11 protein-coding genes are annotated in these 8432 nt (G+C 39.5%); all 11 read left to right on the top strand.

The window, feature by feature from the left end:
* Positions 1–285 (top strand): hypothetical protein (locus VF06_RS42260; RefSeq protein WP_218964550.1); only part of this gene is annotated, 285 nt, incomplete at its 5' end.
* 390 nt (positions 286–675) lie between these two features.
* Complete coding sequence (locus VF06_RS38320) at positions 676–1464, top strand: hypothetical protein (RefSeq protein ID WP_099073446.1); 789 nt, start codon at positions 676–678, stop codon at positions 1462–1464.
* Complete coding sequence (locus tag VF06_RS38315; RefSeq protein ID WP_099073445.1) at positions 1464–3446, top strand: hypothetical protein; 1983 nt, start codon at positions 1464–1466, stop codon at positions 3444–3446. The genes VF06_RS38320 and VF06_RS38315 overlap by 1 nt, the downstream gene beginning before the upstream one ends.
* Before the next feature lie 2 nt (positions 3447–3448).
* Positions 3449–5026 carry a hypothetical protein gene (locus VF06_RS38310; protein WP_099073444.1) on the top strand — a complete coding sequence of 526 codons (1578 nt, stop codon included), beginning with the start codon at positions 3449–3451 and terminating at the stop codon, positions 5024–5026.
* Positions 5010–5228: a hypothetical protein gene (locus VF06_RS38305; protein WP_099073443.1), complete on the top strand. Its 219-nt coding sequence runs from the start codon at positions 5010–5012 to the stop codon at positions 5226–5228. Before VF06_RS38310 ends, VF06_RS38305 begins: the two co-directional genes overlap by 17 nt.
* Before the next feature lie 39 nt (positions 5229–5267).
* On the top strand, positions 5268–5945 hold the full coding sequence (locus VF06_RS38300; RefSeq protein ID WP_099073442.1) for a hypothetical protein: 678 nt from the start codon (positions 5268–5270) through the stop codon (positions 5943–5945).
* Between the two features lie 2 nt (positions 5946–5947).
* Positions 5948–6319, top strand: a complete 372-nt coding sequence (locus VF06_RS38295) for a hypothetical protein (RefSeq protein ID WP_099073441.1) — start codon at positions 5948–5950, stop codon at positions 6317–6319.
* A 222-nt stretch (positions 6320–6541) separates the two neighbouring features.
* Entirely contained in the window at positions 6542–6880 is a 339-nt protein-coding gene (locus tag VF06_RS38290; protein WP_099073440.1) for a hypothetical protein, read from the top strand.
* Positions 6881–6937: 57 nt separating this feature from the next.
* Positions 6938–7549: a hypothetical protein gene (locus VF06_RS38285; RefSeq protein WP_099073439.1), complete on the top strand. Its 612-nt coding sequence runs from the start codon at positions 6938–6940 to the stop codon at positions 7547–7549.
* The gene (locus VF06_RS38280) at positions 7549–8013 is read left to right on the top strand and encodes a hypothetical protein (RefSeq protein ID WP_099073438.1); all 465 of its coding nucleotides are present in this window, start codon (positions 7549–7551) and stop codon (positions 8011–8013) included. The genes VF06_RS38285 and VF06_RS38280 overlap by 1 nt, the downstream gene beginning before the upstream one ends.
* A 22-nt stretch (positions 8014–8035) precedes the next feature.
* The gene (locus VF06_RS38275) at positions 8036–8407 is read left to right on the top strand and encodes a hypothetical protein (protein WP_143861776.1); all 372 of its coding nucleotides are present in this window, start codon (positions 8036–8038) and stop codon (positions 8405–8407) included.
* Positions 8408–8432: the final 25 nt, after the last annotated feature.

Below are 8432 nucleotides of genomic sequence, written 5' to 3'. Positions count from 1 at the left end.
AAAACTATCAAGGCTATCACTGACAAAAAGACCCTCYCCAGATTCGCCCAAGAAACTGGAGTGATTGAAAAGTGGGAAGAGGGAGTGAGGGCAGCATTTACACCCAAGATTGAGAACCCAGACTTTAAGTTCAAAATTCGCAAGCTCGGATTTGATGACTACGAATGGATTTATGGCTGTACTCTCAAGTCGATTCCAAACCCACCAGCCACAACCCAGTTCACCTTCACAACGTCGMAGGGCACGATTCTCACTTCTCATCTTGGGGAGTTTGAGGAGGTGTAGCCAATAAAAACGCGATCGCCTTTGTGATGAGTGGGGCGATCGCGAAGATTTTGGTTTTAGATAATTTCCAGACTTTCAGCATATTCGCCCTAGTCGGTTTTGTCCTGCCGGCGATTTTAAAGATTTGTATAAATTATTTTCCTAGCAGGTTCAGTACTGCCACTCATGCTATTGAAAATAGTTCGGCGTTATCACTTCCTGTTTTACCTCGTGGCACGGTTAAACAGGTATACTTTTGTTTTTGAAAATCAGCAGTCTTTCTAGAAGCCGGTCTTCACAATATATAGAGACTGTAAACTTACTTCCGAAATTACATAAAAGAGGAAGATTTACATAATTTTAGGCATTGAATAAAACGGATCTATTCACTTCATGAAAAATCCGTAACAAATGGTGCTTGAGACGTTCGCTATTAAAAGTAAGCTGTGTATAACTTTAGACGCTAACACTGGTAGTACGGTAAAACCTTTGCTGACGTACACCCCTTACAACAAAGCAGGGTACAGACTCATTCACGAATATCTAGAGATTGAAAACTTAAAAGCAGTAGGTTGGATTTATTCGCTAACTGAAGTGGAGTTCCCGGTTTTCGAGCTTGAGGACACAGAGAGTAAACAATTACTGACAGCTATAAATCTGGAATGGAATTCACCAAGGATTCAAATGGATGTCGTGCTTGATGTTGGTAATACCCTTAATTGGCAGAGGATAGCAGCCTATTCACTGTTGAATTCTTCACCCTACCCTTATCGAGAATATTCACTAGGGAATCACTCTCTTGGCGATAATTCTATGATTGGATTACAGATAAGAAATGTAGGTTTTGGATTGCTACAAAATGGAACAAAGGGGCAAGACAAGGTAACTGCTTTCGCTGATTTAAAAAGAGTTGTAACTCTTGAAAGAATTGTAGACACGAGTCAGAAAATCGCAAATAATATCACTAATATTGCAGCGATAATTGTCAACGCGAATACTAACCGTAAAGGTCTGACATTCTTTAACAGTAGTGATAAAAATATTTTCATTGATACTGTTAGCACCGTTAGCGGTAGCAGCTATATGGTGAAGCTTGAACCAGGTGATTATTACGAAGCACCAGCACCAATTTACACGGGCAATTACTATGCTGTGGTCGCTTCTGGTAGCACTGCAATAGATATTAGGGAGTTTGTTTAGTGCTTGCGGATAAACCTAAAATAAACCTTGACAAAAAGCCTAAATTCGACCTTGAGAAAACACCAGACTCAAATTTTCCTATTAAGCGAAAACAGAAGCAGGATATTAAGAAAAAATCCCTATTCTTCCCAGATATAGAGGAGCCGCAAGAATCATTAGAAAAGTTTGTCGGTGATTTTTACACTACACCTTTTACCCCCGCAGACCCTACAGATTGTGATAGATATCCCGATAGTCCTTGGTGTGGTGAAAATCCTATAGACCTAACATCTCCTGTAGGCATTGAATTAAGTATCGTCTTAGATGGCTGCAATTTTGGTGTTCAATTTAGCGGCACACTTGGGTTTATCAAAGTACCGCCTTTTCAAATTGTCTACAGGAATCCAGATTGCAAACCACTTGAACCACCGCGCCCACCAGACCCTGTGGTAGACGATTCCTCTAAAATGCCCGCTAATTGTCCTTATGGATTGCAGTCTTACATAGTTCCCAAAAAATTTAGTCATGAATATGGTTTATTGCAAGACGGTACTCCTTACTTTGTTCAAGAAACATATACACAGGAAATTAAAAAAATCAGGTTCCCTTCTGATGTTCGATATTTAATGCATGGGACTGGAATCTTAGAAGGATACTATGCAGATTTTTATATTGATATATTTGTAACAGAGCGTGTAACCCTGAACTCAGGGGACGCAAAAAGGAGAGGTTTTCTTAACAACTCAAATATACAATATTGGCTATCCAGAGGAGGAACTTTTTCTGGAAATCCATACGACCTCAGCACAGTATGGGAGTACTACAACGAAGGGACTATCAGGCAGTATGAAAATACCTTCACAAGACAAAACAGTGAAAGGGTGTCACTATCTCAGTTGCTTCCAACTTATCTGCCTGGAGGTATTCAAAGTCCTCGATACATGTCAAAGAAGGACTACGAAGCTTTGCCCAATCCTGTGACACTTAACCAACATATCGTCTTTCCTGAAGGAGGGACAGATATAGAAATCGAAGTTTATAAGCTTTTGTATATATGCGGTAATTACGACCCACCGCCACCAACTGACCCACCACCACCACCAAGGCCTAAAAAGTGTAAATGTATGTGTTGTGACGACAATAATAATGAGAATCTGCTGAAGCTGATACTAAGAAGGATTGGTTCATTACCGGCAAGTGTTCCCGATAACTTTACAAAGCAAAACCCATCAATGATAAGTATTGAATCACTCGCTGAATTAATGCTGTGGCAGATGCAACAACTAGACGCTTTGATGGGTGCTTACCCGATTGAAATTGAGATAGAGGATAGTGATTTAGTGAAGGAAGGGAACCAGAAACAGAAAATCAAAGTACCTAACCAAGCGGAAGCTATAGCCGAATTATTAGGGATGATACTCACGATTAAAAGGGATACTCACGCTACTTTAATCACCGCTATCAAAGCTATGGGTGAAGCGGGGATGACAAAGCAGCTAGCCACAAAAACACTTGATGTGTCTCTAGCTAATGCTGAATTTTTGGGATACAAACTTGAGCAAAAGAAAAAACAAATCCCTAGCCTTTTCACACCTGGTGGAAAAGATATCAGCGAAACACTGAAGGAGAAAAATGTTGAGATAGTCTCGTATGAAAATACAGACAAAAAAGACTTACAGGATGATTTAAAAACACTTCTCACAATGGCTGCAAGGTGGAACGCTCAGAACTGGAGAAAGATTGATGCGAACAATCCCAAGGAAAGTTTAAAAAATCTACTCATTAATAATGTTCAGGCTGTTAGTGACGCAGGGAAAGAAGACAGCCAAGATGATTTTGATAATTTCACAGAACAGTGTGAGCGTGGTTTTATCGACGTTTCGGGAATATCAGATACAGCAAATCCTTGGGGCAGGCAGTACAAGGAAAGACCAAAAATTAGGGAGATTGGAACAGATAAAAACGCAGGGAATAACGACAACGAAGCGGAAGGAGGTGAGTAATTATGGCTATTGAATTTGACTTAAGTCGGTTAACTAGTCGGGTAGTTAGAAGTGATATCGGGCAGCGAGTAATACGAGGGCTAGAGAGCAGTAGCGGTAGTGGTGGAAGCAATGGTAGCGGTAATGCAATAGTTGATTTTTTCTTTAATGGTGCAAAGTCTCTCGGCGGTTTTTTGATGTCAACAGTTGGGGGATTTTTTAAGTTTAGCTGGACTGGTTTTTGGTCGTGGTTTGTAGCGACAAAACAATTCATCTGGAATTTTAATTGGAACGCTACAGACAGTCAGCTAGATGCAAATATTAAAGCTAAATGGACTGCATTAGCTGGGCAGTTTGGGGGCACTTTAGGTAATGCATTTGGGTATATTGCTTGCGGTATTTTACCCGGTGTAGGGATAATGGCATTCAATGAACCTCTTGGAGCGTTTGTACTTGCAAAAGTAACAGAAGAAGCACTAGAAGAATTCACCGAAAACTTTGGAGCTTTACTGAAAAGTACGCTCATACTTGGTACTCAAATGCTACTAACTGCATCCTATAAAAATGTCAGGAAGGCACTTAAAGCTAACAGTAAAGCAATTGGAAAACTGCTTGGTGGTAATACAGAAAAAGCGTTACAAGCATGGGGTGAGAAAGATTCTAAGCCGTGGTCATTTGCTAGCGCCACCGAAGAGTTTTTAGACAATACCTTTGGTACTGAAGGAGCAATGCGTGAGTTTGTTGAAGAGTTTCTAGAGGAAGCTGATGAAGCTTGTGTGGAAGCTGGGTATGTTGTCGCTAATGCCGTTGATACTTTCCTTGCTCAAGATATGTTAGCTAGGCGCTCTACGCCAGCACTAGGTAACACTAGGTATGTAGAGATTACCCCAAATAGAGAGATACCAGATGAGCGAATAGTACTTGGTGGAAGAGAGGAACTACTACGACCCGTGATAATCCAAACACTCGCGACTGAGCAACAATTCGCAGGGCGGGATATGGGAATTATTTATGGGTCAATTCCTAGCGAAATGCCGGATAGGCGACACAAACCAGAGGTAGTTTTAAAGTTTTACCAAAAACAAAATAATGACCCTGACAAGGGAGCTATAACGCAAGCATTAAGTATGGAAATGTCTTTCAGATTAATGAATAAAAGTAAAGAGGATTTTGCAACCGATGATTACCTAAAATCTCTCTCTGAAACTATCTACAAAGAGATGTGTACACCGCCATTTAAAGCTAATAAGGGGAAACAAACTTACACTTACGCTGACCACGAGAAAGGGTATCAATTCAAATTAGACGTGAAAGATGAAGCTGAGGCAAAACGCATTATTAAAAAGGTACTAGATATCCAAGGGCATAAGATGAATGATGACCTATTCAGGAAAGGTAGCAGTAAGGTAAATAATTCGCAGTCAACTACACCTGAGAGGGTAACAATTCGTGGCGAACGTGTCGAAATACCACAGAGAGGTAAAGAGGGTGAGGTAACTTTTCAATTTGCTTATTTGAATGTAGGGGTAAATGTTCCGCCAATTAATTTGGTTGATTTAACAGGTAAAAAAAAGGATGTAGTTTATGTATCAACAAAGTGACGATGAATTGCTGCTATCGGTTGGAGACACAATTCAGTTTGAGGATGAGAGAGGTGAAGTAGCAGAAGGTGAAGTGATGGAAGTATCAGAGGTTTTAAATATGGTCAAGGTGATGCCTTTGTCAGGATTGCTAATAATTCCTAAATGGATACACGCTGATAACATTCTGACTGATGACGATATCGAGTTTGTGTTTCAGTAAGCGTCTATTACCTTAATTTGTCCAACAACTAACAACAATATGCCTTTATATAGACAACCAATTCAGCAAACGATACTTGATGCACTAGGGGAAAGGGTCACGGATGCAGAAAACCTAGTAACAGCGGTGTCTGCTCAAAACGCTAATCTGCTTACTCGAATTGCTGCATTAGAATCAAACCTTGACCATCCTGGGTATGTATCAGGGCGGTATTATCAGGGAATTCAGGGAATCTATACAGATACCTCTTCTAGCAATGGCTTAAACGTAACTGGTATTACTTATGTTCCGTTCCCGGTGCATGATTCAGTATCAATTAATCGGTTAGTTATTTTTTGTCCGAGTGGGATTACTGATGCCAATGCCACAATTGGAATCTACTCTAATTTGAACGGTTTACCCCATGATTTATTAATCAGCAGCGGGAATTTACCCGCTGCAACTGCGGGGATAAAGGAATCAATTATCTCTTTGAATTTAGATAGAAATTGGTATTGGTTTGCAGGAATAACTACTAAAGCGCCTGCCCTATATTGCAGTGGATTATTTTTAGGAAATAATCATATCTTTGGGCAGACAACTCCTAATACTAATTCCTCAAGTTGCAGTTTGAGGAATACAGGCACTTACTCGACTTTGCCGTTGATAGCTCCAACAAATAATCTATCCCTACTTAATGGTAGTGCTGCTCCTTTATTTTGGTTCAAGGTGAATTAAAAATGAAAATCGAAAGTTTTTTTAATGGTGAATTAGTAGCAGAATCGGAGATTAATAATTTCCCTATTCGTCCTAATATCGCTCAATTTAATACTCAGATGCTGATGAGTGAAAGTTATATGAAGTTAGTTAATTTCTCCCAAGACGTTAACGCAAAAGGAAGGCTAGAGTTGCTATCAGTAAGGCTAGAGTTAAAGCCAGAGATTACAATTCAAGATTTAGAAATCCTCAAGCTAGTTTGGGATAACTTAGTTAATTCTGTTCCCGATGGGATTTTAACTGAAGAGGATAAAAATAATTTTAATGAGATTGCTGATTCTAACTTTATGCCTTTTAGATTTCAAGATAATTTTGAATTACATTTACTAGGTTGATTTGACTATAAGGCTATACCTGTGCTTTTACTGATACTTACTTAAATAATGCAATTTTACTAAAAAGTAATATACCAGCCACGTCTCAAATATAAAAAATTTTTCTGATACCTTAAGGTGTCAGAAAAAAATTATCTACAAAGCCTTGTTTTAGTGCTTGACGCACTTACAGAACAACGGTTATCAAGGTGAAATAGTCAATTTTAAATAAAAAACAGAAACATGGCTAACGTAGCTGATTTAACCTTCGCTGAAATTTCTGCTAAGATTTCCGACTCCTCATTAAAAACTTGGTGGGATGATATCGACGCTCTACCTAACGGTATTGACACCGCTGAAATGTTCGCAAAACTTCTACAAGCTGCTTATGTGGCTCAAGTTGCTAAGAATGTTGCCGCTGGTAATCTTGTTGTAGGTGAAGCTCTCAACGCTTATCCCGCACCTACTACAGGAACAGTTCAAACTATTACTACATCTGGACTGCAATTTTATAATGCAACTTATGGGGTAAATATCGTTGCCGCTGTTGACCTCAACACTACTACACCAGCACGAGTCTAGATAGTTTGGTGGGTAGTGATATCCACCATTGATTAATAATTATTTGGAGGAGGAGCAATGGCAAGCGCACCGTTAAATTATTTAGCTTTCTTGTTAGGAAGAAGTACAGAGAACGACGCAACAAGAAGCAATCCTGACCCTGTTGGTTTCTTCTACTGTCGTGCTAGCACTGCACGTTTTCTTGATATCGAAAAACTTGCATTTACTGGGCAAATTCTTACTAAAAGAAAAGCCCACGCTAGAACAAAAACACTTGCTGACGGTACTACTCTAGGTGGAACAGATGCAGAGGTAGCTGAAAGCACTGTAGCCCGTAATGCGAAAAGTCGTGGTAACGGGAAGAATGTAAAGCTAGTTACAGGTAAAAAGACCGCAAAGGGTAATTATCAAACAATCTCTTTTAACTTCCCAAGCTTTGCTACTTCGCAAATAATCGGGGAAGCTTTAGGAGAATTGATTCCTTCAACAAAGATTAAAGCCTCTGCTACTGCTGCTGATATCTTCCCCTACTTCATCCTCCCTAGTGGTGGTAGAGGTGGAATCATGAAGAAAGAAGCAGCAGTAGCATCTACTAAGACAGAAGTGCCGTTGACCGCAGCACAGCAAAGAGCGCTTCTGAAGAAGAAAGACGCTGAGAACGACGTTCAAGAAGGAGCCGGTGAAGAGTAGTGTTTGAGATTGCTAGTGAATGGAAACTGAGGGTTACCGAACAACGTACCGCTACTGATTCTCCCATTCCTGCAATTGAACCAGACGTGATATTCACGAGCAATACGATAGGCATCTTTGCAGAATCACCTTCAGCGCCAAGTCATTGGTATGCAGCGGGTGATTTTTTACAAGCATATTTGGTAGGTTTTGGGAGTTCTGGGTATGCACAAGGGGAGTTAGTAAAGGTAGTTTTATCCAGATATCAAATGTATCGTTTTACTAAGTTTCCATTGAATGAGTATTTGATATCGTTTGTCCCTAAACCGTACCTGAAAGATGTGAATTTAAAGGTGTGGGAATACGTTGGGGAAAACCAAGGTACAACTTTGGAATCTTTAGAAGCAAGCGTCAGAGCTACTCATCAAAGAGTGATAACTGAAGGTGCTGTTATCAAATCTTTAATCAAAAAGCTTAGTAAGTAAAACTTCTTTAATTAAAATGCTTATGCTTAACTCTTTTAAAGACACATTAGATATTATTTTGGCTGTAGCCGCACTCGTCGGCATCATTTTTCATATAGCTAAAACCAAATCTGATATTGAGAAATCAATTGATGATGTTAAAGACCACTTAACTGCAAACTTGCAAGATTTAAAAACTGATATTAAAGTTTCCCAGGCTCGGTATGAAGGGAAGAAAGAAATGGCAGAATACTACATCAATGATTTGTATTATCAAATCCATCATAAATTCTACCGAGCTTGGGATGAGATAAAGGAAATTCAATCTTTCTTACAAAAAGATGGTTTTATTGTCCGTACCAAACCGAAAGAAGTACCACCTCCACCTAAGAAAGTCAGAATTGAGGAGATTTAACTCACTGGGGATTCATTTCATCAAA

Source organism: Nostoc linckia z4 (genome assembly GCF_002608075.1).
Classification (GTDB): Bacteria; Cyanobacteriota; Cyanobacteriia; order Cyanobacteriales; family Nostocaceae; genus Nostoc; species Nostoc linckia.
This window is presented reverse-complemented; position numbering and strand designations above follow the sequence as displayed.